The sequence below is a fragment of the Roseateles sp. P4_D2 genome, assembly GCF_056401875.1.
The window spans coordinates 433,205-454,758 of the sequence record NZ_JBFUIM010000001.1; the positions used below are offsets into that span (position 1 = coordinate 433,205).

At 67.6% G+C, this 21,554-nt stretch carries 22 protein-coding genes; 9 read left to right on the forward strand and 13 right to left on the reverse strand.

Annotation, left to right across the window (positions count from 1 at the left end):
* Nucleotides 1-137: 137 nt before the first annotated feature.
* The 3 genes from AC1DW0_RS02020 to AC1DW0_RS02030 are packed head-to-tail and all read right to left on the reverse strand — an operon-like array spanning nt 138 to nt 1,434.
* Nucleotides 138-482 carry a hypothetical protein gene (locus AC1DW0_RS02020; protein ID WP_157281391.1) on the reverse strand — a complete coding sequence of 115 codons (345 nt, stop codon included), beginning with the start codon at nt 480-482 and terminating at the stop codon, nt 138-140.
* The gene (locus AC1DW0_RS02025; protein ID WP_477944721.1) at nt 464-1,027 is read right to left on the reverse strand and encodes an RNA polymerase sigma factor; all 564 of its coding nucleotides are present in this window, start codon (nt 1,025-1,027) and stop codon (nt 464-466) included. The genes AC1DW0_RS02020 and AC1DW0_RS02025 overlap by 19 nt, the downstream gene beginning before the upstream one ends.
* Complete coding sequence (locus AC1DW0_RS02030) at nt 1,024-1,434, reverse strand: DUF6249 domain-containing protein (RefSeq protein WP_477944723.1); 411 nt, start codon at nt 1,432-1,434, stop codon at nt 1,024-1,026. Before AC1DW0_RS02030 ends, AC1DW0_RS02025 begins: the two co-directional genes overlap by 4 nt.
* Before the next feature lie 252 nt (nt 1,435-1,686).
* Here AC1DW0_RS02030 and AC1DW0_RS02035 point away from each other — a divergent pair, with 252 nt between their 5' ends.
* Complete coding sequence (locus AC1DW0_RS02035; protein WP_056195574.1) at nt 1,687-2,331, forward strand: hypothetical protein; 645 nt, start codon at nt 1,687-1,689, stop codon at nt 2,329-2,331.
* A 110-nt stretch (nt 2,332-2,441) separates the two neighbouring features.
* On the opposite strand, the gene AC1DW0_RS02040 is transcribed toward AC1DW0_RS02035, so the two are convergent.
* The 4 genes from AC1DW0_RS02040 to AC1DW0_RS02055 form a co-directional block, all read right to left on the reverse strand.
* Entirely contained in the window at nt 2,442-3,032 is a 591-nt protein-coding gene (locus tag AC1DW0_RS02040) for a CAP domain-containing protein (RefSeq protein WP_477944725.1), read from the reverse strand.
* Nucleotides 3,033-3,195: 163 nt separating this feature from the next.
* Nucleotides 3,196-3,573, reverse strand: coding sequence for a VOC family protein (locus tag AC1DW0_RS02045; RefSeq protein ID WP_056195580.1), 378 nt, complete (start codon nt 3,571-3,573; stop codon nt 3,196-3,198).
* Nucleotides 3,574-3,743: 170 nt separating this feature from the next.
* Nucleotides 3,744-6,074 (reverse strand): ATP-dependent DNA helicase, encoded by a 2,331-nt coding sequence (locus tag AC1DW0_RS02050; RefSeq protein WP_477944727.1) that lies wholly within the window; start codon nt 6,072-6,074, stop codon nt 3,744-3,746.
* Nucleotides 6,071-7,276, reverse strand: coding sequence for a DNA polymerase Y family protein (locus AC1DW0_RS02055; protein ID WP_477944729.1), 1,206 nt, complete (start codon nt 7,274-7,276; stop codon nt 6,071-6,073). Before AC1DW0_RS02055 ends, AC1DW0_RS02050 begins: the two co-directional genes overlap by 4 nt.
* A gap of 161 nt (nt 7,277-7,437) precedes the next feature.
* Here AC1DW0_RS02055 and AC1DW0_RS02060 point away from each other — a divergent pair, with 161 nt between their 5' ends.
* Both AC1DW0_RS02060 and AC1DW0_RS02065 read left to right on the forward strand, forming a co-directional pair.
* Nucleotides 7,438-8,820 carry a patatin-like phospholipase family protein gene (locus tag AC1DW0_RS02060; RefSeq protein ID WP_477944731.1) on the forward strand — a complete coding sequence of 461 codons (1,383 nt, stop codon included), beginning with the start codon at nt 7,438-7,440 and terminating at the stop codon, nt 8,818-8,820.
* A 276-nt stretch (nt 8,821-9,096) separates the two neighbouring features.
* Nucleotides 9,097-9,729, forward strand: coding sequence for a PEP-CTERM sorting domain-containing protein (locus tag AC1DW0_RS02065; protein WP_477944733.1), 633 nt, complete (start codon nt 9,097-9,099; stop codon nt 9,727-9,729).
* Between the two features lie 65 nt (nt 9,730-9,794).
* Here AC1DW0_RS02065 and AC1DW0_RS02070 read toward each other — a convergent pair whose 3' ends face one another.
* The 4 genes from AC1DW0_RS02070 to AC1DW0_RS02085 all read right to left on the reverse strand — a co-directional run bounded on the left by AC1DW0_RS02070 (nt 9,795) and on the right by AC1DW0_RS02085 (nt 13,833).
* Nucleotides 9,795-10,775, reverse strand: a complete 981-nt coding sequence (locus AC1DW0_RS02070) for an aldo/keto reductase (protein ID WP_477944735.1) — start codon at nt 10,773-10,775, stop codon at nt 9,795-9,797.
* Between the two features lie 82 nt (nt 10,776-10,857).
* Nucleotides 10,858-12,525 (reverse strand): PhoH family protein, encoded by a 1,668-nt coding sequence (locus AC1DW0_RS02075; protein WP_477944737.1) that lies wholly within the window; start codon nt 12,523-12,525, stop codon nt 10,858-10,860.
* Nucleotides 12,526-12,721: 196 nt separating this feature from the next.
* Complete coding sequence (locus tag AC1DW0_RS02080) at nt 12,722-13,201, reverse strand: peroxiredoxin (protein ID WP_056195593.1); 480 nt, start codon at nt 13,199-13,201, stop codon at nt 12,722-12,724.
* 143 nt (nt 13,202-13,344) lie between these two features.
* Nucleotides 13,345-13,833: an Mth938-like domain-containing protein gene (locus AC1DW0_RS02085; RefSeq protein WP_235531919.1), complete on the reverse strand. Its 489-nt coding sequence runs from the start codon at nt 13,831-13,833 to the stop codon at nt 13,345-13,347.
* Between the two features lie 19 nt (nt 13,834-13,852).
* Between AC1DW0_RS02085 and AC1DW0_RS02090 the strand changes: the two genes are divergently transcribed.
* From AC1DW0_RS02090 to speD, 6 genes are read left to right on the forward strand one after another with little or no spacing between them, the layout of a single operon-like run.
* Nucleotides 13,853-15,079 carry a pyridoxal phosphate-dependent aminotransferase gene (locus AC1DW0_RS02090; protein WP_457356407.1) on the forward strand — a complete coding sequence of 409 codons (1,227 nt, stop codon included), beginning with the start codon at nt 13,853-13,855 and terminating at the stop codon, nt 15,077-15,079.
* Nucleotides 15,080-15,102: 23 nt separating this feature from the next.
* Nucleotides 15,103-16,422 carry a homoserine dehydrogenase gene (locus tag AC1DW0_RS02095; RefSeq protein WP_457323918.1) on the forward strand — a complete coding sequence of 440 codons (1,320 nt, stop codon included), beginning with the start codon at nt 15,103-15,105 and terminating at the stop codon, nt 16,420-16,422.
* A gap of 12 nt (nt 16,423-16,434) precedes the next feature.
* Complete coding sequence (gene thrC / locus AC1DW0_RS02100) at nt 16,435-17,826, forward strand: threonine synthase (protein ID WP_457323919.1); 1,392 nt, start codon at nt 16,435-16,437, stop codon at nt 17,824-17,826.
* Entirely contained in the window at nt 17,819-19,027 is a 1,209-nt protein-coding gene (locus tag AC1DW0_RS02105) for a molybdopterin molybdotransferase MoeA (RefSeq protein WP_457356409.1), read from the forward strand. Before thrC ends, AC1DW0_RS02105 begins: the two co-directional genes overlap by 8 nt.
* Nucleotides 19,024-19,281 carry a molybdopterin converting factor subunit 1 gene (gene moaD / locus AC1DW0_RS02110; RefSeq protein WP_457356410.1) on the forward strand — a complete coding sequence of 86 codons (258 nt, stop codon included), beginning with the start codon at nt 19,024-19,026 and terminating at the stop codon, nt 19,279-19,281. Before AC1DW0_RS02105 ends, moaD begins: the two co-directional genes overlap by 4 nt.
* A 1-nt stretch (nt 19,282) precedes the next feature.
* On the forward strand, nt 19,283-19,669 hold the full coding sequence (gene speD, locus AC1DW0_RS02115; RefSeq protein WP_457356412.1) for an adenosylmethionine decarboxylase: 387 nt from the start codon (nt 19,283-19,285) through the stop codon (nt 19,667-19,669).
* On the opposite strand, the gene AC1DW0_RS02120 is transcribed toward speD, so the two are convergent.
* Both AC1DW0_RS02120 and AC1DW0_RS02125 read right to left on the reverse strand, forming a co-directional pair.
* Nucleotides 19,627-21,213, reverse strand: a complete 1,587-nt coding sequence (locus AC1DW0_RS02120) for a flavin monoamine oxidase family protein (protein ID WP_477944741.1) — start codon at nt 21,211-21,213, stop codon at nt 19,627-19,629. The genes speD and AC1DW0_RS02120 overlap by 43 nt on opposite strands.
* A 38-nt stretch (nt 21,214-21,251) precedes the next feature.
* The gene (locus AC1DW0_RS02125) at nt 21,252-21,509 is read right to left on the reverse strand and encodes a hypothetical protein (protein ID WP_056195613.1); all 258 of its coding nucleotides are present in this window, start codon (nt 21,507-21,509) and stop codon (nt 21,252-21,254) included.
* Between the last annotated feature and the right edge of the window lie 45 nt (nt 21,510-21,554).

A 21,554-nucleotide genomic window follows, 5' to 3' on the forward strand; every position in this document is an offset into this window, starting at 1 on the left:
GTCGTGGGTTCTCATGCAATGCATGGAGCAGAGCTCTCGTCAGAGAGGGGTCGGGCTTACCGAAAAACCGACCCTGCCTTTTTCGACATCGCCAGTGTAGCCATAGGCTCTTGGCTACCCTCAGTGGCCGTAGCGCGTCAGCCCCGGCTCCAACGGCTGGGGATCGCCCAGAAGATCAGCAGCCCTATCAGCGATACGGCCGCCAGCACATGCGGCGTATCGAGCGGCCGGTTCCCATCAGCAAGCAACGCAGCGGCACCGCAGGCCGCGATGCTGATCGCCACCCATTGCGCCCGCCTGACCCAACGCGCCCAGCGGCGCTGCTGCGATGAAACTCCTTTGGGCGCCAGCGCGGCCATCACCCGCAGGCTGAAGCCAGCGTCATCGGGCTCGGTGCCGTTCTGCATCTGCTCCCGCAGCACGTCATCAAAAGAAGCGTCGTTGTCGTGGTTCGTGGAAATCGTCATGGCGTGGGCTCCCATGCTTGCAGTTGCGCGCGCAGCTTGGCCTTTGCGCGCAGCACTTGTGTCTTGACCGTGCCGAGCGGCCAGCCCAGCACCAGCGCCGCTTCGGCGTGGCTGAGGTCGGCGCCGTAGCAGAGCAGGAGCGCGTGGCGCTGGGGCTCGCTGAGATCGGCCATGGCGCGGTCGAGGTCGATGCGCCAGTCGGCGCCGGGGGCGAAGTCGCTGTGTGCGCCCAGCTCCGGCGGTGCGTCGTCCACCAAAGGCAAAGCCGGCCGTTCGGCCGACAGCGCGGAATAGGCCAGCCGCGTGAGCCAGGTGCGAAAGCGCGCCTCGCCGCGGAACTTGGGCAGGGCGCGCCAGGCACGCACGAAGGCTTCCTGGGCCAGGTCGTCGGCACGGCCTTGGTCGCCGCGGCAGACGCGGCCGAGCAGCTTGCGCAGATAGCCCTGGTGGGCCTGCACGAGGGCGGCGAAGGCCGCGCGGTCACCGGCGGCGGCACGGGCAACCAGGCGATCCTCTTGCAGGACCGCTTCGGTCGGCGCGGCGGGGAGGCCGGAGGTCACGGCTGGGGCGGTTGCTGCTTGCGTTCAACGGCCCAGTACACCGCCAGGCCCAGCCCCAGGAACAGCGGAATCAGGCCGATGCTCCAGAGCCAGGCGCCCGGCATCATGGCGTTGAACATGCCCATCAGGCCGAGGCCGACGCCGATGTTGATGACGGCGGGAATGAGGATGCGGTTGGGGTTGGCCTGGTCGCGCTTGGCGCGGTGCCAGTCGCTGTCCTGCACGTCGCCCAGCAGCTCGGGCGGGATGGGCTGGCCGGCGCGGGCCAACTCGCGGATGGTCTCGTGGCGCTGGCGCTCGGTGTGAGCCTTGCCCAGGTAGTGGGCCACGATGGCAACGATGGGAATCAGCAGCGACAGGATCGGGATCATCAGCGGGCTGATTTCCTGAAAGCGGTCGAAGAACATGGGCGGGCTCCAGGGAAACGGGTGGATGGTGCTTCCTTGGAGCGCCCGGCCGTGGCGTTTGGATTCAGCGAGCGAAAGAAAAAGCACTGTCGCACCCCCTCAAGTTGAGGGTTTTTGAATGTCAAAGAAATTTACACCCCTAGATCAAACTAGGGATATGAGCTCGCTAAGCTATTGATTTTTAAGAAATACTGCGGCCTGGCACGGCCGTTGCATTGTGGGGATCATTGAAATTTCTTGAGGAGATCCGCCATGAAGTTGGCTTCTTTCGCAGCTGCAATCCTGACGGCTTCCCTTTGCAGCCTGGCCAACGCGGGCATCGTCTTCACGTTCACCGAATCCGGCGCCAACGTGGTGATGAACTCCTCCGGCACCATTGACACCAGCAAGCTGGTGCTTCAGCAGGGCGTGTCTGGCTGGGGCGGCACCGGTATCGAGGAGAACGGCAACCACGACATCATGGGCGGCACGGCCGTCGGCGGCGTGAACATGTCCTTCGGTTTCCACGCCGGCACCGCTTTCTCGGCCTGGTCCGCTGCGAGCGGTCCCTGGGCCCAATCCAGCTTCAACACGACGGTCGACGCTGGTCACAAGGGCTTCACCACCTACGTTCGCCCCGTCAGCACCCAGCTTCCGGGCATCGGTATCGAGCGCGAAGACCTGGAAGGCACGTTCTGGTCGCCCGATCAAGCCTGGACTTTCCACAACGCCTCGTTTGCCTCCCTGCAGATGTTTGCCGGCACCTACACCGTGACCGACGCGCAGACCGGCGAGTTCATCACCTTCCAGATCGGCGCCGCCGGCAATCAGTTGCCCGAGCCCGACGCGGCGGCCCTGGTCGGCCTCGCCCTGCTGGGCGCATACGCTGCCCGTCGCGCCAAGGCAAAGAAGGCCTGACCCCTCGGTTCGGTCAACGAGCCACGAAGGCGAGTCGCAATGACTCGCCTTCGTGGCTTTTTTCGTTGTTGGTTGACCGACTCAACGATCCGGCCCCGCGAGTCCGGAACCTATCGCGGCGTGCCGAAGTCCTGCGTCCAGTAGCTGCGGTAGGTGGTGCTGGCGTTGCCCGCCACGCAGGCCACGCCGATGTCGCGGAAGGTCGCGTTCATCAGGTTGGCGCAATGACCATCGCTCTTCATCCAGCCGTCCACCACCTCGGCCACGCTGGACTGGCCGGCGGCGATGTTCTCGCCCAGGCTGCTCCAAACATAGCCGGCGGCGGTCGCGCGGGTGCCGAGGGTGCTGCCGTCGCTGCCGGTGTGGCTGAAGAAGTTGTGCGTGACCATGTCGTCGCTGTGCGCCACGGCGGCCTGGGTCAGCGCGGCGTTCCAGGTCAGATCAGGTGCCGGGCCGAAGGCGCCCTGCGCGCCACAGGTGGCGCCGCTGCGGCGCCGGGCGTTGACGGCCGCCAGCATGTCGTCCTGGAAGTTGGCGAGATCGCAGGTGATGCGCGTTCCGGCGATCGGTGGTGCTGGCGCCGGGGCAGGAGCAGGAGCAGGAGCAGGAGCAGGAGCAGGAGCAGGGGGCGTTGTCGGCGTGGTGGTGGCTGAGTCGGAGCCGCCACCGCCGCAGCCGGCCAGCGAAACCAGGGTCGCCACGGCGAGAGGCGCCAGGCGGGACGCTCTCGCGCGGGTGGGTGAGGGTGGCGGCGCAAGGAAGTGGCTCATAGGCCCGCAGCGTGGCACGCCCTGGCCTGGCGCCGGTTACCGGGTGCAGCCCGCGAGAGCCGGCTCGCAACATCCCTACACAAAGACGGCGATATCAGGCCTTGGGAGCGTGGCAGACCGCTTCGATGTTGTGGCCGTCCGGGTCGATGACGAAGGCGGCGTAGTAGTTCGCGTGGTACTTCGGACGCAGGCCCGGCGCGCCGTTGTCGGCGGCGCCGGCGTCCAGCGCCGCGCGGTAGAACGCATCGACCTGCTGGCGTGTCTGCGCCATGAAGGCGAGGTGCAGATGGGCCGGCTTCTCCTGGGTCTCGAACAGGCACAGGCTGGTCACCTGGCCCTCGATGACGAGCTCGATGCCGTAGCTCGGCTCGCCTTCCGCACCCGCCGTGACGCCGAGCGGCGCCAGCGCCTTGAGATAGAAGGCCTTGCTCGCGGCGAAGTCGCTGACGCCGAACTTGACGTGGTCAAACATGAAAACAACTTTACCCCTCGCCCATTCCCGCGCCGCTGAACGCGCGCGTGCTTGGTCGGTCCCCCGGGGGGACGCCGCCGCTTGCGGCGTCGAGCCGCAGTCGGCGGCAAGCGGGCCGGCTCGGGGACGGCCCAGCGCTCGGCCCGGAATGCGGGCGTGGGTGCGCCGCGCTACAGCTGCCACCAGCCCGGCAGCAAGGCCCGCACCTCGGGTCGGGCATAGCGCTTGTCCAGCAGCCACACCCAGCCGCGGTCGTCCACGGAGCGCAGCACGCGGCCGGCGGCCTGCACGACTTTCTGCATGCCGGGCACAAGGTCGGCATAGCCGTGGTCGGCGCCGAACAGGGTGTCCAGGCGCTCGCGCACCTGGTCCTGCAGCGGTGACACCGGCGGCAGGCCGAGGGTGGCGATGAAGGCGCCGATCAGCCGCGTGCCGGGCAGGTCCACGCCCTCGGCGAAGGCGCCGCCCAGCACGGCGAAGCCGATGCCGCGGCCGCCCTCCACGAAGCGGTCCAGAAAGGCGCGCCGTGCCGCGTCGCCCATGGCGCGCGACTGGTTCCACTGCGTGACCCGTGGGTGCCGCTGTGCCAGCCGCGCCGAGGCCTTGTCGAGGTAGTCGAAGCTGCTGAAGAAGGCGAGGTAGTTGCCGGGGTGCTCGGTGAACTGCTGGGCGAGCAGGTCCACCAGCGCGTCCAACGATGCCTGGCGATGTTCGTAGCGCGTGGACAAGCGATGGGCCACCTGCACGGTCAGGTGCTCGGGCGGGAAGGGCGCGGGCACGTCGATCCAGGCGGTGTCCTCGGGCATGCCAAGCAGCTGGCGTTGGTAGTCGGGCGGCCCGAGCGTGGCCGAGAACAGCGTGACGCTGCTGAGCCCCTCGAAGCGCTCCTTCAGGAAGTGCCCTGGCACGACGTTGCGCACCGACAGCAGCACGTCGCGACCGTCGTTGGGATCGTCCTCGTCGTCGTCTTCCAGCAGCGAGAGGTTCCGTGGCGCGTCCAGCGCCGGCTTGGGGTCCCCCGGAGCGGCGCTGCGCTGCAGGTCGCAAATCGAATGGGCATCGAAGCGGTCCAGCAGGCGCTGCAGGCCCAGCACCTCGAAATAGAACTGCAGCATGGCCCCGACGTCGAGCGGGTGGTTCTGCACGTGCTCGCCCAGGGCGACGTTGACGCGTTGCAGGGCCTCGGCGAGGGCGTCGGGCACCGTGTCCAGCGCCTGGTAGTCGCCTTGCTGGCGGCGGYTCAGCGTGGCCAGTTCCTTGGCCAGCCGGCGCAGCGGCGGGCGCAGGCTGGCCGGCGCTTCGGCAATGACCTCGCGCACGCGCGCCAGGCTGAGGCTGACGCTGTACATGTCGCGGGCGCGGTCGATGAGGTTGTGGGCCTCGTCCACCAGCAGGGCGAGCTTCCAGCCCTGAGCCTGGGAGAGGCCGTAGAGCTGGCCATAGGGGTCGAAGGCGTGATGCACGTCGCCGACGACGACGTCGGCCCAGCGCAGCAGCTCCTGGCCGAGGTAGTAGGGGCAGATGTCGTGCTGCAGCGCGATGCGGCGCTGGGCGGCGGGGTCCAGCCAGGCCGTCTGCACGGCCTCGGCGCGGGCGGCGGGCAGCTTGTCGTAGAAGCCGTTGGCCAGCGGGCAGGCGTCGCCATGGCAGGCCTTGGTGGGGTGTTCGCAGGCCTGCTCCTTGGCCACCAGCGTCAGCACGCGCAGCGATTTCGTCGGCGTGTGTTCTCGCAGCGCATGCAGGGCCTCCAGCGCGGTGATGCGGCCGGTGCCCTTGCAGGTCATGTAGCCGATCTTGTCGAGCTGCTGCAGCGGCATGGCGCGCAGCAGCGGGTACAGCGTGCCCAGGGTCTTGCCGATGCCGGTGGGCGCCTGGGCCAGCAGGCAGCGGCCGTTGGCGGCGACGCGGTAGACGGCCTCGGCGAGCAGGCGCTGACCGGGGCGCAGTTCGCCCTTGGGGAAGGGCAGGGCGTTCAGGCCCGCGTCGCGCGCCGTGCGGTGCTCCGCCTCCTGTCGTGCCCAGGCCTCGAACTGCCGGCAGCGCAACTCGAACGCGGCTTGCAGCTCGCTGGCCGTCACCTTCTCGCGCAGCACGGTCTCGTTCTGCGTGTCGGCATCGACGTAGACGAGGGCCAGCTCCAACTCGGTCAGGCCGCGGTCGGCGGCAATCAGCGCGCCATAGGTCTGCAGCTGGGCCCAGTGCAGGGCGCGGCGGTTGTCGGGAATGGCCTCGACGGGGCCGCGGATGGTCTTGATCTCCTCCAGCCGGTTCACGTCGGCCTCGTAGCCGTCGGCCCGGCCGCGTACGCGCAGGTTGCCGTGGACGGCCTCCAGCGGCAGTTCGGTCTCGTAGCCCGGCGAACGGCGCGCCAGCACGGCCATCTGGCCGGCCTGGCCCTCCAGCGCCGTGGCCGAGGGCGTGAAGCGGCGGTCCAGGCTGCCGCGCTTGGCAGTGAACTCGCACAGGCTGCGTACCGAGACGCTGTAGCTCCAGTCGCTCAAAACAAGCTCAGGTTGTCGAGCGTGGGCAGAGGCTCTGCTCGCGCTGGCGCCGGGGGCGGCACCTCGCTTGCATGCACGAGGTTGCCGATGCGCACGCCCATCAGCCGCAGGCGCTTGTCGAACGTGACGCGCTTGAGGCACAAGCCCACCGCATAGCGGATGTCGGCGGCGCTGGTGATGGCGGCCTTCAGCGTCTGATCGCGCGTGACGGTGACGAAGCCCTCGAAGCGCAGCTTGATGCCCACCGTCTTGCCAGCGTAGTGCTTGCGGGCGAGATCGCGCGACAGGCTTTCGCACAGCTCGTCCATGATGCCGCCGAGCAGGGCGCGGTCGTGCACGGCGTGCAGGTCGCGCTCGAAGGTGGTCTCGCGGCTGATGGACACGGGCTCACTGTGCGTGACGACGGGCCGCGAATCGCGGCCATGCGAGGCGGCGTGCAGCCACTGACCGTAGCTTTCGCCGAACTGCTCGACCAGCCAGGCCGGGTCGGCGGCGGCGATGTCGCCGACAGTTTCCAGGCCGAGCTTGACGAGCTTCTCGCCCGCCTTGGGGCCGATGCCATTGATCTTGCGCACGCCCAGGGGCCACACGCGTGTGGGGATGTCGTCCAGCGTCAGCACGCTGATGCCGTCGGGCTTGTCCAGCTCACTGGCGATCTTGGACAGCAGCTTGTTGGGTGTGACGCCGATGGAGCAGGTCAGGCCGGTGGCGCGGCCCACCGAGTTTTTGATCTCGCGGGCCACCGCCTTCACGCCGCCCAGCGGGTCGTGGCCGACGGCGTCGCGCACGCCAGGAACGTCGCTCAGGTCGATGTAGATCTCGTCGATGCCACGGTCCTCGATGACCGGTGCGACTTCGGCGACGGCGGCCTTGAAGAGGCGCGAGTACTTGCGGTAGCTGTCGAAGTCGGCCGGCAGCAGGATGGCGTCGGGCGCGCGCAGGGCGGCTTTCATCAGGCCCATGGCCGAGAACACGCCGAGGTCCCGCGCGGCGTAGGTGGACGTCGTGACGACGCCGCGGCCGGTGTAGTCGCGCAGTTTGGAGTAGCGCCAGCTGCCGTCTTCCAGCTGCTGCGGCGCATCCGCCCGCCGGCCACCGATGACGATCGCCTGGCCCTTGAGCTGCGGATAGCGCAGCAGCTCGACGGACGCATAGAAGGCGTCCATGTCGAGGTGGGCGATCCAGCGGTCGGGCTGCGGCATGTCAGCGGTGCACGGCCGCCCGAAACCGCTGACGCGCCCCCTCGGGGGGCAGTGAGCGGATGCGAGCGTGGGGGCGGTTCATTTGCTCGATTGTCACTGGGAATAAAGACAGGGGCTGGCAGCATCGGCAGAATGCGCCGACCTTGACGGAAAGACGCTCCATGCGCGCCCTGCTGCTGCTTTGCACCTGCCTGCTGCTGGCCGCCTGCGCCAGCGCCCCGATGAACCCGCCGCGCAACAAGCCGGTGGCCGCGCAGACCATGCAGCGCGCACCCATGCCGCTGGATGCCGATACCGTCGTCGCGCTGAGTTTCTCGGGTGGTGGCCTGCGTGCGGCGGCGTTTTCCTACGGCGTGCTGGAGGGCTTGCGCGAGCAGGCGTCGACGCCAGGGCGCACGCTGCTGGATGAGGTCAGCTTCATCACCAGCGTGTCGGGTGGCTCGCTGACGTCGGCCTACTTCGGCCTGCACGGCGCCGAGGGCCTGCGTGAGTTCCGCGACAAGGTGCTGCTGCGCGACGGCGAAGCCAACCTGCGCTTCAGCCTGCTCAACCCCAACAACCTGCGGCGTCTGTTTGCCGGTGGCCTGAACGATCGCAGCGACTTCAACGACTGGCTGGAGAACGATGTCTTCAAGGGCGCGACATTCGCCGACATGTTCAAGCGCTCGCGGCCCGTGGTGTGGATCAGCGCCAGCAATGTGCAGTACCGGCTGGCCTTTCCCTTCCATGAGCGTGCCTTCGATGCGCTGTGCAGTGACCTGGCGAGTTATCCGGTCTCCGAGGCGGTGGCGGCGTCGATGGCGGTGCCGCTGCTCTTCGCGCCTGTGGTGCTGGAGCGCTTTCCCGATGCCTGCCAGGTGCAAATGCCGCCGGGCCTGGCGGTGCGCCGGGACGAGCGCGACGACCAGTACCGGCTGCGGCTGGCGCTAGCGCGGTTGTTCCGCGACAACGCCGACCCCAAGGCGGGCCGCTATCTGAAGCTCGTCGACGGTGGACTGACCGACAACCTCGGCCTGGTGGCCATCCTGCAAAGCCGCGTGCTGCTGAACACGCCCTATGGCCCCATCCCCGAGCAGGACGCGGCGACGATGCGCCGCCTGCTTTTCATCGTCGTCGATGCTGGCCAGGGCCCGAGCGCGGACTGGGCCCGCGAGGTGGCCGGCCCCTCGGGCATGGAGATCGCATCCGGCGCCGTCGACACGGCCATCGAGAGCACCATGCGCATGAGCTATGCGAGCTTTGTGCCCATGGTGCGCAACTGGGAGCGCGACCTGGTGACCTATCGCTGCAGTCTCAGCGACGAACGCAAGGCCGCGCTGCGGGCGCTGAACCCGGAATGGCATTGCGAGGACATCAAGTTCAGCGTCACCCAGATCAGCTTTGCTGATTTGCCCGAGACCGAGGAGCAGGCGCTGAACGCGATTCCGACGCGGCTCAAGCTGCCGGCGGAGCAGATCGACAGGCTGATCAATGCTGGACGCCAGGCGACGGCCCAGGATGCCGGCGTGAAACGATTCTCGAAAGCCGTTCAGCGCGGCGATTGATCGTTAACCGGATATCTGATCGGCATTGGGTGGCATTTCCCTGACGGGTCATTTCAGCGCAATGGCCTAACCCTAGGGTTTGCCGCATGTCGAGGGAATTTCCACCTTCAACCGTGGGGGGCATTTCAAGGTTGCCTGCGGTGCTCGTCCTACTGGACCGTCCTACAAGCGGCGAGGTGTTGGCATGGTTGATGCGCTAGGGATTGTGCGTCGCCCCAAAGCGTGTCGTTGCGTCAACAGGGCCTGCAAAACATCGCCCACACTGGAGACAAACAGATGATCAAGAAGATGCTTGCCACGGCGGCTTTCGCCGGCCTGGCCCCGCTCTCGGCGCATGCCGCCTTGACGATGTTGACGGCGGCGGATGGTTGGCCGCCTGCGGGCAGCAGCGGCCTGGAGACCGTGCAGTTCGCCGCTGTGGCGGCCAGCGGTGTGAAGGTCGCCGTCGGCGCCCATGCGTACAAGAACAGCGCCTTTCTGGCCAATGACGGCGTGCGTAACTTCCAGGCGCAAGGTGGCGTCTACCTGCCAGACGGCAAGAACTACGCGAACTGGAGCTTCGACTTTGCCTACGACATTCGGGGCTGCCAGGGCTGCAAGATCTGGCTGGGCATCGACACCGACAGCAGCGCCGCCGTCAGCTACACCGACATCGACCTGCTGACCGCGGGCCTGCCGACGTTCCTGGGCGAATCGTGGAATCTGGAGATGTCCTTCCTGACGACACCGGGCTTCAACTTCAACCCGTATGCGGCCAGCTCGACGGACTTCCGCCTGTTCGTCACCGATGCGGCCGGCGCCACCCTCGCGACCACCGACATCACCGTCAATGTGCCGGAGCCGGCCTCGATGGCCCTGGTGGGCATCGCACTGGCAGGCTTGGCGGCAGGTCGCCGTCGCAGTGTCTGATCTCTCGCAGGGAAAACGAAGCAGCGGCCCTCGGGCCGCTTTTTTTCATGTGACGTGAAAGCGGCTCACCACAGGCCGTGCACCTGCGGTGCAATGCGGCGCTGGTAGAGGTCGGCCAGCGACTGCATCAGCGGCGCAGGCAGGGCATCGAGGTCGGCGGCGCTGACGTTCTCATCCACCTGCGCGGGCGTGCGGCCGCCGGGGATGGCGGTCGTGATGGCTTCGTTCATCAGGATCCATCGCAACGCGAGGCGGGCCATGCTGATGCCAGGCGGCAGCAGCGCACGCAGCTCTTCGACGGCGGCCAGGCCCTGTTCATAGTCGACGCCCGAGAAGGTCTCGCCCTTGTCGAAGGCCTCGCCCTGGCGGTTGAAGCCACGGTGGTCGTCGGCACCGAAGCGGCTGTCGCGCGTGAACTTGCCGCTCAGCATGCCGCTGGACAGTGGCAGCCGCGCCAGCACGCCAACCTGCGCCGCCTGGGCCGCAGGCAGGAAGGCTTCGGCCGGCCGCTGGCGGAACAGGTTGTAGATGATCTGCATCGACTGCACGCCAGGGAACTTGAGCGCCGCGAGGGCCTCGTCGATGCGCTCGACGCTGACGCCGTAGTGCCGCAGCTTGCCCTCGCGCACCAGGTCGTCGAGCGCGCCGAAGACCTCGGGCATGGCGTAGACGGCGCTGGGCGGGCAGTGCAGCTGCAGCAGGTCCAGGCTGTCGGTCCCGAGGTTCTGCAGGCTGCGCTCGATGAACGGGCGCAGATCGCGGTAGCCGTCGGCGACGTGCGGGTTCAGGCGCCGGCCGGCCTTGGTGGCGATGTAGAAGGCTTCACCGGGGCGCTCGCGCTTGAGGCGGGCCAGCAGGCACTCGCTGTGGCCATCGCCGTAGACGTCGGCGGTGTCGAAGAAGTTCACGCCGCGGTCCAGCGCCCGGTGCAGGGCCGCCATCGCGGCGCTGTCATCCGTATGGCCCCAGGTGCCGCCGATGGCCCAGGCGCCGAAGCCGATGGCAGAGATGTTCCAGCCAGTGCGGCCGAGGGAGCGGTAGATCATGGGAATGCCAGACAGTGAATGCGAAATGGTATCGCAACCATTTGATGGGAAAGAAACGGCCCCACGAAGGGGCCGCATCGGTTCAAAGAACTTCGGAAGCGAAATCCGCGAGGCGTGAGCGCTCGCCGCGGGCCAGCGTCACATGGCCGCTGTGGGCCCAGCCCTTGAAGCGGTCGACCGCAAACGTCAGGCCTGAACTGCCCTCGGTCAGGTAGGGCGTGTCGATCTGCGCCAGGTTGCCCAGGCAGACGATTTTGGTGCCCGGTCCGGCGCGCGTGATCAAGGTCTTCATCTGTTTGGGCGTCAGGTTCTGGGCCTCGTCGATGATGACGAACTTGTTCAGGAAGGTGCGCCCGCGCATGAAGTTCAGGCTTTTGATCTTGATCTTGCTGCGCACCAGGTCATTGGTGGCGGCACGGCCCCATTCGCCGGCGGTGGAGCCGCCCTTGGCCAGCACCTCGAGGTTGTCGTCGAGGGCGCCCATCCAGGGGCCCATCTTTTCTTCCTCGGTGCCCGGCAGGAAGCCGATGTCCTCGCCCACGGGCACGGTCACTCGGGTGACGATGATCTCGCTGTAGCGGCGGTCATCGAAGACCTGGGCCAAGGCGGCAGCCAGCGTCATCAGCGTCTTGCCGGTGCCGGCGGTGCCGGTCAGCGTGATGAAGTCGCATTCCGGGTCCATCAGCAGGTTCAGCGCGAAGTTCTGCTCGCGGTTGCGCGACGTCACGCCCCAGACGGCGTGCTTCTGATTGCCGTAGTCCTTCAGCGTGCGCAGCACGGCCGTCTTGCCGGTGATCTCGGTGACCTTGGCGTACAGGGGCGTCTCGCCGGGCGCCTCCAGGTAGACCAGCTCGTTGATCAGCAGCGTGGGCACGAGCGGGCCGCTGATGCGGTAGTAGGTCGTGCCGCCCTGCTGCCAGCTCTCCATGGTCTTGCCATGGCGGTCCCAGAAATCCGAGGGCAGGGCCTGGACGCCGGTGTAGAGCAGGTCGGAGTCTTCCAGCGTCTTGTCGTTGCGGTAGTCCTCCGCCGGCAGGCCCAGGGCGCGGGCCTTGATGCGCATGTTGATGTCCTTGGACACCAGCACCACTTCGCGGCCCGGGTGCATGCCCTTCAGCGCCTGGACGACGCCCAGGATCTGGTTGTCCGCCTTGCCCTGGGGCAGGCCTTGCGGCAGCGGCGCATCGATCAGCTCGGTCTGGAAGAAGAGCTTGCCCTCGGCTTCGCGGTGGCCCGTGCCGGCCAGGGCCAGGCCCTTGGCCATCTCCTCGATGCCGCTGGTCTTCAGGCTGGCGGCGAGCTGGTCCAGTTCGCGGCTGACCTGGCGCACGTTGCGGGCGACCTCGGTCATGCCCTTCTTGTGGCCGTCCAGCTCCTCGAGCGTGATCATGGGCAGGAAGACGTCGTGCTCCTCGAAGCGGAACAGCGACATCGGGTCGTGCATCAGCACATTGGTGTCGAGCACGAAGAGCTTGGCGGCGCCGGCGGGTTTTCGCGTGCGTTTGGGCGCGGCGGCTCTGGCCGGCGCCTTGCTGGCTGTTTTTATGGGCAGTCCCGGCCTGGCGGCAGCGGGGCTGGAGGTGGGGGTGGGAAGCCGCAGCACTTCGGCTGTCGGCACCGCGACCGGAGCGGCGGCGGGCGCGACGACGACGGGAGGCGTCGCGCGAGGTTTGCTGGGGGTCAGAGTGGCCGAATAAGCAGAGGCATCGAGGCGGCTGGCGCGTTGTGCAGGAGGCTTAGGCAGTGGCATTTACGGCGGATGGGCGACAAGTGAACCCCACGCGATCCAGGCTCCAGAAAGCAAAAAGCCGCACAGGATGAGTGCGGCTTTGCAGTCTGTGACAAGGATTCGACCCGGGGCATGAGCTGATTATGCACATACCGCGGGGGCCCGCGATGTCAGCAAACAACGCGTTTTTCGCGCGTCATGTGGCGCCTTGTGCGGCTTAGGCGGCTTCCTTCTTGAGGCCCTTCACGGCCTTCAGCACCTCGTCGACGTGGCCGGCGACCTTGATGCCGCGCCATTCGCCCACCAGGATGCCGTTCGGGGCGATCAGGAAGGTCGAGCGCTCGATGCCCTTGACCTTCTTGCCGTACATGATCTTGTTCTTGACCACGCCGAACATGTGGCAGAGCTTTTCTTCCGTGTCGGCGATCAGCTCGAAGGGCAGCTCCAGGGCCTGCTTGAACTTCTCGTGCGAGGCCATGTTGTCGCGCGAAACACCGAGCACCACCGCGCCGGCCTTCACGAAGTCCTTGTGGCGGTCGCGGAATTGCATCGCCTCGGTGGTACAACCGGGCGTGTTGTCCTTCGGGTAGAAATACAGCACGACCGACTTGCCCAGGAAGGCATTGGCAGTGAACTTCACGCCGCCGGTGGCTTGAGCCTCAATTTCCGGCAGGGGTTTGTTGAGCGCAGGCGTCATTGGGGGGTGCAGCAGGAGTTGTGCTCACGGGGTCCCCGGTTCGTGATCGCTCTGTGAAGCCTTTCACAAAAACAATCTACGCGGGCGCCCGCAAGCAATAGCCCGTGATTATAAAGCCTCCCCGGTCTCCCGACCGGCGGAGGTCATCCCTCAATGAGCAATGCTGCCAGAACGTTGCGGCCTTCACTGGCAAGCACGTTGTAAGTGCGGCAAGCGGCTGCGTTGTCCATGACTTCGAAGCCGATGCGCGCTTCAACCAGCCCACGCCACAGGGCCGGGCTCGGGAAACGCAACCGGGCGCCGCTGCCGAAGACGACCAGTTCGGGGTTCAAGGCCTTGATCGCTTCGAAATGTGCAGGCTGAAGTTCCTCGAAGCGCGAAGGCGCCCAGGCAGCCACGTCGCCTTTCCAGGGGACCAGGACACTCGCCGTGTGCGGCCGGCCGTTGACCCAGACCCCCTGGGCGTCATGGCGCGAAATGCTGTTGCCGCCTTGCGGCTCGTCAAGCTGGAACTTCATCGGGAAAAGGTGCGAAAAGCCGGGCGCGAGTGTCGCGCAGAACGGCAGGCCGCATGCCCGGGCCTTGCTTAAACTCCAAGATCCCCCTTTTTGCACCTTCTTGCACTGCAGCATTGCTGCGCCGGAGCCCCTTTTGAAGCCCATCGCCAAGTCCAGCAAGCTCGCCAGCGTCAGCTATGACATCCGCGGCCCCGTGCTGGACAAGGCGCGCCAGATGGAGGAAGAGGGCCAGAAGATCATCAAGCTGAACATCGGCAACACGGCGGTGTTCGGCCTGACGCCGCCGGACGAGATCGTGCAGGACATGATCCGCAACCTCGGCGACGCCGGCGGCTACACCGACAGCAAGGGCCTGTTCGCGCCGCGCAAGGCGGTGGTGCACTACACGCAGCAGCAGGGCGTCAAGGGTGTGACGGTGGACGATGTCTACCTGGGCAACGGCGCCTCCGAGCTGATCCAGATGGCGATCAACGCCCTGGTCAACGATGGTGACGAGATCCTGATCCCGGCGCCCGATTTCCCGCTCTACACCGCCGTCGTCGGCTTGTCGGGCGGCAGGCCGGTGCACTACCGCTGTGACGAGGGCGCCGGCTGGCTGCCCGACCTGGCCGACATCGAGGCCAAGATCAGCCCGCGCACCCGCGGCATCATGGTCTGCAACCCGAACAATCCGACCGGCGCGCTGTATCCGGACGACCTGCTGCTGGGCATCATTGAACTGGCTCGCAAGTACCAACTCGTCATCTTTGCCGACGAGATCTACGACAAGACGCTTTACGACGGCAACACGCACACCAGCATGGCGTCCCTGGCCGACGACGTGCTCTTCATCACCTTCAACGGCCTGTCCAAGAACTACCGTGCCTGCGGCTACCGTGCCGGCTGGATGATCGTCAGCGGCGAGAAGCGCCATGCCCGCGACTACATCGAGGGCCTGAACATGCTGGCGTCCCTCCGCCTGTGCTCCAACACGCCGGGTCAATTGGCGATCCAGACCGCGCTGGGCGGCTACCAGAGCATCAAGGATCTGGTCGCGCCGACCGGGCGGCTGTGCCACCAGCGCGATCTGGCCTATGAGCTGCTGACGCAGATCCCGGGCGTCAGCGTCGTCAAGCCCAAAGCGGCCCTCTACATGTTCCCGAGGCTGGACCCCAAGGTCTACCCCATCGCCGACGACCAGCAGTTCGCCTACGAGCTGCTCGCCGAGGAGAAGGTGCTGATCGTCCAGGGCACCGGTTTCAATTGGCCCGAGCATGACCACTTCCGCCTCGTCTTTTTGCCCAATGTGGATGATCTGCGTGAGGCCATTGGCCGCATCGACCGTTTCCTGGCCGGCTACCGCCGCCGCCACACTTCCTGATTTCCTGTCCTGAGAGCCCTGCGATGAAAGCGATTCAAGTTGGCCTGATCGGCCTCGGCACCGTCGGTGCCGGCACCTTCCACGTCTTGCAGCGCAACCAGGCCGAGATTCGCGGCCGCGCCGGCCGGGGCATCGAGATCGCGATGGTGTCCGCCCGCAACGCCGAGCGCGCCAAGGCCTACCAGGCCATCGTGGGTGACGGCGTGCCCTGCGTCGGTGACGCGCAGCAGCTCGTCAACAACCCGGATATCGACATCGTCGTCGAGCTGATCGGCGGCATCGAGCCGGCCCGCAGCCTCGTGCTGCAGGCGATTGCCAACGGCAAGCATGTCGTCACCGCCAACAAGGCCCTGCTGGCCCTGCACGGCACTGAGATCTTCGAAGCGGCGCGCGAGAAGGGCGTCGTCGTCGCCTTCGAGGCGGCCGTGGCCGGCGGCATCCCCATCATCAAGGCGCTGCGCGAAGGCCTGACGGCCAACCGCATCGAGTGGATCGCCGGCATCATCAACGGCACCACCAACTTCATCCTGTCGGAGATGCGCGGCAAGGGCCTGGACTTCGCCACCGTGCTGAAGGAAGCGCAACGCCTGGGCTATGCCGAGAGCGACCCGACCTTCGACATCGAAGGCGTGGACGCGGCCCACAAGCTGACCCTGATGAGCGCCATCGCCTTCGGCGTGCCGGTGCAGTTCGACAAGGCCCACGTCGAGGGCATCAGCAGCCTGCAGGCCACCGACATCAAGTACGCCGAGCAGCTCGGCTACCGCATCAAGCTGCTGGGCATCACGCGCCGTCGTGACAATGGCATCGAGCTGCGCGTCCACCCGACGCTGATCCCATCCAGCCGCCTGATCGCCAACGTCGAAGGCGCGATGAATGCCGTCGTCGTGCAGGCCGATGCCGTCGGTACGACGCTCTACTACGGCAAGGGTGCCGGCGCCGAGCCGACCGCGTCGGCCGTCGTCGCCGACCTGGTGGACGTGACCCGCCTGCACACGGCCGACCCCGACCACCGTGTGCCGCACCTGGCCTTCCAGCCCGACGCGATGAGCGACACACCCATCCTCGAGATGGCCGACGTGCACACGGCCTTCTACCTGCGCCTGGTCGTGGCCGACCAGCCGGGCGTGCTGTCGCGCATCACCACCATCCTGGCCGAGCACGACATCTCCATCGACGCCGTGCTGCAGCGCGAGTCGGGCGAAGGCGAGCGCCAGACCGACCTCATCATCCTGACGCACGACACGGTGGAAGGCCGCATGAACGAGGCCCTGGCCAAGATGCAGGGCCTGCCCACCGTGCTCGCCCCCATCGTCCGCATCCGCAAGGAAGAGCTCGCCTGAGCCTGAACTGACATGAAGTACATCTCCACCCGCGGCGACCAGACCGAGCGCGGCTTCTCCGACATCCTGCTCGAAGGCCTCGCTCCCGACGGCGGCCTTTACCTGCCCAAGGCCTACCCGAAAGTCGACGCCGCCACGCTCACTCGCTGGCGCGGCCTGGCCTATGCCGACCTGGCCTTCGAGATCCTGTCGCTCTATATCGACGACATCCCCGCCGACGACCTGCGCGCCATCACGCGCAAGGTCTACACAGCCGAAGTGTTCGGCACCGAGCAGATCACGCCGCTCACCTGGCTGGGCGACCACATCGCGCTGCAAGGCCTGTCCAACGGCCCGACGCTGGCCTTCAAGGACATGGCCATGCAATTGCTGGGCGCGCTGTTCGAGTACGAACTCGGCCGTCGCGGCGAGACGCTGAACATCCTGGGCGCAACGTCCGGCGACACCGGCAGCGCCGCCGAGTACGCCATGCGCGGCAAAAAGGGCGTCAATGTCTTCATGCTCAGCCCCAACGGCCGCATGAGCCCCTTCCAGCAGGCGCAGATGTTCAGCCTGCAAGACGAGAACATCCACAATATCGCCATCGATGGCGTATTCGACGACTGCCAGGACATCGTCAAGGCCGTGTCCAACGACCTCGCCTTCAAGCGCGAGCACCGCATTGGCACGGTCAACTCCATCAACTGGGCGCGCCTGCTGGCCCAGGTCGTCTACTACTTCGCCGGCTATTTCCAGGCGACGAAGAGCAACGCCGAGAAGATCAGCTTCACGGTGCCGAGCGGCAACTTCGGCAACGTCTGTGCCGGCCACGTGGCGCGCATGATGGGCCTGCCCGTCAAGCAGCTGGTTGTCGCGACCAACGAGAACGATGTGCTGGACGAATTCTTCCGCACCGGCGCCTACCGCCCGCGCAGCACGGCCGACACGCACGAGACGTCCAGCCCGTCGATGGACATCTCCAAGGCGAGCAATTTCGAGCGCTTCGTCTTCGACCTGCTCGGCCGCGACGGTGGTCGCGTGAAGCAGCACTTCGGCGCCAGCCAGTTCGAGCTGGGCGGCGGCGAGCATGCCGACATCGCCGGCTTCGGCTTCGTGTCCGGCCGCAGCACGCATGCCGACCGTGTGGCAACCATCCGCCGCTGCCATGCCGAGCACGGCGTCATCATCGACCCGCACACCGCCGACGGCCTCAAGGTGGCGCTGGAGAAGCGCGATCCCAACGTCACGATGCTGGTGCTGGAGACGGCCCTGCCGGCCAAGTTCGCGGCAACCATCCACGAGGCCCTGGCCATCGAGCCGCCGCGGCCCGCCGGGCTGGAAGGCATCGAAGAACTCCCCAAGCGCGTGAAGGTCATGCCGGCCGATGTAGGCCAGGTGAAGGCCTACATTCACGCCCATGTCTGAAGCCCCCAGGAAGCCGCTGATCCCGTTGGACGAGGCGCTGGCCGCGCTGCTGGCGCAGGTCCAGCCGCTGGCTGAACGCGAAACGCTGGCGACGAGCGCTGCCGTAGACCGCGTGCTGGCTGCGAACCTGATCTCGCCGGTGGACGTGCCACCGGCCGACAACTCGGCGATGGACGGCTATGCCCTGCGCGCCGCCGATGCGGGCCAGGCATTGCCTGTCACGCAGCGCATTCCCGCCGGCAGCGTGCCCGCACCGCTGCCACCCGGCGAGGCGGCGCGCATCTTCACGGGCGCCCATGTGCCACCGGGTGCGGACACCGTCGTCATGCAGGAGTTCACCGAGCTGGTGGGCGACAAGGTCAGCGTGACCCAGCCCGTCACCGCCGGCGCCAACGTGCGCCTGCGTGGCGAGGACGTGCGCGCCGGTTCGGTCGTGCTGCCTGCGGGCACGCGGCTCGACGCGGTCTCCGTCGGGCTGGCCGCGACCGCTGGCGCCGCCGAGCTGACCGTCACCCGCCGACCGCGTGTCGCACTGTTCTCCACCGGCGACGAACTCGTCATGCCCGGCGAGCCGCTGCCGCCCGGTGCCATCTACAACTCCAACCGCTTCACGCTGCGGACCCTGCTCGAAAGCCTGGGCTGCGAGGTCATCGACCTTGGCATCGTGCCCGACCGCCTCGATGCAACCCGCGCCGCGCTGCGCGAAGCCGCGTCCCAGGCCGACGTCATCCTCACCTCGGGGGGCGTGTCCGTCGGCGAGGAAGATCATCTGCGCCCCGCCGTGCAGGCTGAGGGCCAGCTCGACCTGTGGGCCATCGCGATCAAGCCCGGCAAGCCGTTCGCGTATGGCCGCGTCGGCGAGGCGCACTTCATCGGCCTGCCCGGCAACCCGGTGTCCAGCCTCGTGACCTTCCTCGTCCTCGTGCGGCCCTTCCTGCTGAAACTGCAGGGCGCCGCGCGCCTGACGCCGCGGGGCTATCGCCTGGCGGCCGGCTTTGATTGGCCCAAGCCCGACAAACGCCGCGAGTTTCTGCGGGTGCGTCTGGACGAAGAGGGTGGCTTGGCCATGTTCTCCAACCAGAGCAGCGGCGTCTTGACCTCGGCGTTCTGGGCCGACGGCCTGCTCGACAACCCCGCCGGCCAGGCCTTCAAGGCCGGCGACGCGGTGCGCTTCATTCCGTTCGCGGAGCTGCTGGCGTGAGCATCACGGTCCGACTGCGGTTCTTTGCGTCGCTGCGCGAGAAGCTGGGCGGGGGCGAGGCGATCACCTTGCCTGAGGGCAGCACCGTCGCCGTGGCGCGCGAGTCGCTGCAGGCACGTGGTGGCATTCATGCTGAGGCTCTGGCATGTGGTCGCGCAGTGCGCGCAGCGTTGAACCAGAAGATGTGCGCCGAGTCCGCCGTACTGTCGGACGGCGACGAGCTGGCCTTCTTTCCTCCCGTCACTGGAGGCTGACGTGCAGGGCCTGCATCTGACGGCCGACCTGCACGGCGTCGACCCGGCGCTGGCGATCATGCGCGACGCCGACGCGCTCGCCGCGCTGTGCCGCGACGCAGTGACCCGTTCAGGGCTCACCGGCGTCGCCGAACTCTTCCACCGTTTCGCACCCAAGGACGAGCAGAGTGGCGTCACCGGCGTCGTGTTGCTGGCCGAATCCCACCTGGCCGTGCACACCTGGCCGGAACTGGGCGGCGTGACGCTGGACGTCTATGTCTGCAACTACGGCGCCGACAACAGCGCCAAGGCCGAGGCCCTGCTCGATGCCTTGCTGAAGGCGTTCGCGCCGCGCGAGACGGCAGTTCAAAGGCTGAGCCGCGCGGCCGCCTCAATGCCCGCGGTGTAGGCCTCCTCGAACACCGAGTACCCCGCCAGGTCGCTGTGTGCGAACACGACGCGGCCGCGCTGGGCGTTCAGCGCGGCCAGCTCGGCCGAGCCACGCAGGCCAGGTGTGGGGATGCTCATCGCATGGCCGAAGCGGCAGAGGTCGATGCGCTCGAGCTTGGCCGGCAGGTCCGGGTGGGTCTGGGCCAGCTCCTGGGTGACGATCCGGGCCCAGTGCTGCCAAGGCTGCTTCAGCAGCTCGCCACGCTGGCTTTCGGGCAGGGCGAGGTAGGCCGTCAGCACCGGCGGGCGCGGTGTCGGATCGCGCGACTGGTGACGCGCGTCGACATAGCCCAGGGCCGCGCTGCCATAGCGCACGTTGTCCCAGGAGGGTGGCGCGCCGGGGCGTTGCAGCAGCGGCTCGCGAAGCGCGATGCTGGCCGTCAGCCAGGGGGCGTGGGCTTGTTTCACCGAGCGCAGGGCGTCAGGCGGCGCGGCCAGCAGCCGGGCCGACACGAACAAGGGCGCGGCCATGACGACGGCGCGCGCTGCCCAGCGTTCGGGCGCGCCGGTCGCCTCGTTCCAGGCCAGCAGTTCGACGCCCTGGCGCTGTTCGCTGACCCGCAACACCGTGCGGCCAAGGTGGATGCGCTCGCGCAGCGGCGCGGCGATGTGGGCGCTGAGCCAGCCATTGCCTTCGGCCCATGTCAGCACCRGCTCGCGCTCGGCCGCCTCGTCACCGGGCGCATGGAAGCCATGGCGGCTGGCGAAATAGTGCAGACCGGCCCAGGCAGAGACGGTGCTGTCCCCGGCGCCGAAGTCGTCGCGGCAGCAGTAGTCGAGATACCAGCGAAGCCGGGTATCGTTCAGGCCGGCGGTGTCCAGCCAGGTGGCGAAGGTCTGGGCGTCGAGCGTGGCATGGCCGGCGGTCCAGCGGGCGCGGTGGCTGGGCATGGCAAAGCCGAGCTCGCGCTGGGCCTGGGTGACCAGGGCGGAGAAGCGCCGGTACTGCGCTAGCGACTGCGCGCCGTCAGGCGGTGGCAGCAGGCCCTCGCGCCATTCGCCGTCGATAAAGAGGCGCTCCTGTGGGCTGTGGCAGAGGTGGCGCTCGTCCCAGACCGTGCGGCCGAGTTGCTCGCGGGCCAGGCCCAGCTCGTGCAGCAGCTCATTGACTTCACGCGCCTGGGCGCCGGGCAGTGGCAGGTAGTGAGCGCCGAGGGGGCAGGGCGCGCCGGCCAGCACGTGGCCACGGCTGTTGCCGCCGGCCTGGTCTTCGAGGTCGAGCAGGGCGAAGTCGTCGATGCCGCGCCGGGCCAGCGCACGCGCGCAGGCCAGGCCGGCGACGCCAGCGCCGACGATGAGCACGCCCGTGGTCTTCAGCGGCCCGTCGGCCTTCGGTCTTTCGCCCCGCAGCCGATGGCCGCGCTCGGGATGGGTGCCGACCCAGCCGCCCTGCAGGGCCGGCGCGTCGGGCGTGCAGCCGCCGGCCAGCAGGCCGAGCAACAGCGCCCGGCGGGAGGGGCCGGTGGTTTCGACGCGGGAAAAAGAGGGCTGGGGCGGGCGCAAGGGCGGCAGGGTAGCAGCCTGCGCCGTCGCCTCGCCCGTCAGCTCGCCACGGGCTTCACATCGTCGCCATCACTGTTTGAGCGCCATTCGCGCAGCTCTTCGGCCAATACCGGGTGGTGGTCGGCCGCGGCGCGCTGCATCAGCGCTTCGACATTGGCTTCGGTCACATGCTCGTGGCCGACGCCGTGGACGAGGTTGTCATAGATGCTGTCAATATTCCTGGCATCGGTGCCGGGCGGCGTCGAGGGCAGGTCGACCTGGGCCAGGGCTTCGGGCTTCAGGGTGGCAGTCTGCATGGGTGGCTCCTGCGCCAGCGTCTTTTGCCGGCGAGCCGATCTTCC

What these genes read in the sequence shown, in the direction of transcription:
- AC1DW0_RS02085 (WP_235531919.1), bottom strand. Translation starts at nt 13,833, where the DNA reads ATGCTGCAGTGCAAGAAGGTGCAAAAAGGGGGATCTTGGAGTTTAAGC.
- AC1DW0_RS02065 (WP_477944733.1), top strand. Translation starts at nt 9,097, where the DNA reads ATGATCAAGAAGATGCTTGCCACGGCGGCTTTCGCCGGCCTGGCCCCG.
- AC1DW0_RS02045 (WP_056195580.1), bottom strand. Translation starts at nt 3,573, where the DNA reads ATGTTTGACCACGTCAAGTTCGGCGTCAGCGACTTCGCCGCGAGCAAG.
- AC1DW0_RS02070 (WP_477944735.1), bottom strand. Translation starts at nt 10,775, where the DNA reads ATGATCTACCGCTCCCTCGGCCGCACTGGCTGGAACATCTCTGCCATC.
- AC1DW0_RS02055 (WP_477944729.1), bottom strand. Translation starts at nt 7,276, where the DNA reads ATGCCGCAGCCCGACCGCTGGATCGCCCACCTCGACATGGACGCCTTC.
- AC1DW0_RS02035 (WP_056195574.1), top strand. Translation starts at nt 1,687, where the DNA reads ATGAAGTTGGCTTCTTTCGCAGCTGCAATCCTGACGGCTTCCCTTTGC.
- AC1DW0_RS02105 (WP_457356409.1), top strand. Translation starts at nt 17,819, where the DNA reads ATGTCTGAAGCCCCCAGGAAGCCGCTGATCCCGTTGGACGAGGCGCTG.
- AC1DW0_RS02095 (WP_457323918.1), top strand. Translation starts at nt 15,103, where the DNA reads ATGAAAGCGATTCAAGTTGGCCTGATCGGCCTCGGCACCGTCGGTGCC.
- AC1DW0_RS02060 (WP_477944731.1), top strand. Translation starts at nt 7,438, where the DNA reads ATGCGCGCCCTGCTGCTGCTTTGCACCTGCCTGCTGCTGGCCGCCTGC.
- AC1DW0_RS02125 (WP_056195613.1), bottom strand. Translation starts at nt 21,509, where the DNA reads ATGCAGACTGCCACCCTGAAGCCCGAAGCCCTGGCCCAGGTCGACCTG.
- AC1DW0_RS02080 (WP_056195593.1), bottom strand. Translation starts at nt 13,201, where the DNA reads ATGACGCCTGCGCTCAACAAACCCCTGCCGGAAATTGAGGCTCAAGCC.
- AC1DW0_RS02075 (WP_477944737.1), bottom strand. Translation starts at nt 12,525, where the DNA reads ATGCCACTGCCTAAGCCTCCTGCACAACGCGCCAGCCGCCTCGATGCC.
- AC1DW0_RS02030 (WP_477944723.1), bottom strand. Translation starts at nt 1,434, where the DNA reads ATGTTCTTCGACCGCTTTCAGGAAATCAGCCCGCTGATGATCCCGATC.
- thrC (WP_457323919.1), top strand. Translation starts at nt 16,435, where the DNA reads ATGAAGTACATCTCCACCCGCGGCGACCAGACCGAGCGCGGCTTCTCC.
- AC1DW0_RS02020 (WP_157281391.1), bottom strand. Translation starts at nt 482, where the DNA reads ATGGGAGCCCACGCCATGACGATTTCCACGAACCACGACAACGACGCT.